The organism is Snodgrassella sp. M0351 (assembly GCF_016100575.1).
Taxonomy (GTDB): Bacteria; Pseudomonadota; Gammaproteobacteria; order Burkholderiales; family Neisseriaceae; genus Snodgrassella; species Snodgrassella alvi.
This window is the reverse complement of sequence record NZ_JACFSG010000015.1, coordinates 1-689: the sequence shown is the minus strand read 5'-3', so window position 1 is coordinate 689 and position 689 is coordinate 1. Positions and strand designations below refer to the sequence as shown.

Below are 689 nucleotides of genomic sequence, written 5' to 3'. Positions count from 1 at the left end.
AAACACGATTATGATCAGACTGAAAAATATTTTTCAAATATCACTAAAGAAGAAGATTTTGAAACTTATGCTTTAGCTCAGTTTAGTTTAGGATATATATATCAAGAAATAAAACACGATTATGATCAGGCTGAAGTTTTTTACTTAAATATCAACAAAGAAGACAATCCTGTAACCTATGCTGAGGCTCAAATTAAATTAGGATATATATATCAAGAAATAAAACTCGATTATGATCAGGCTGAAGCTTTTTATTTAAATATCAACAAAGAAGACAATCCTGAAACCTATGCTGAGGCTCAGACTAAATTAGGATATATATATCAAGAAATAAAACACGATTATGGTCAGGCTGAAGCTTTTTATTTAAATACCAACAAAGAAGATAATCCAGCACGTTATGCTCTAGCTCAGTTTGGTTTAGGATATATATATTATTTCATAAAACACGATTATGATCAGGCTGAAGCTTTTTATTTAAATATCAACAAAGAAGATAATCCTATACTTTATAATGAAGCTCAGTTTAGTTTAGGAAATATATATCAAGAAATAAAACAAGATTATGATCAGGCTGAAGCTTTTTATTTAAATATCAACAAAAAAGATAATCCTAAATGTTATGCTAAAGCTCAGTTTGAGTTAGGAAATATGTATCTTAAAATAAAACACGATTATGATCAGACTGA

1 protein-coding gene is annotated in these 689 nt (G+C 27.9%); it reads left to right on the top strand.

What is annotated here, in order from left to right; all coding sequences use genetic code 11:
• Positions 1 to 689: tetratricopeptide repeat protein (locus H3V01_RS10905; RefSeq protein WP_198186792.1), on the top strand; the 689-nt coding region annotated here is incomplete at both ends.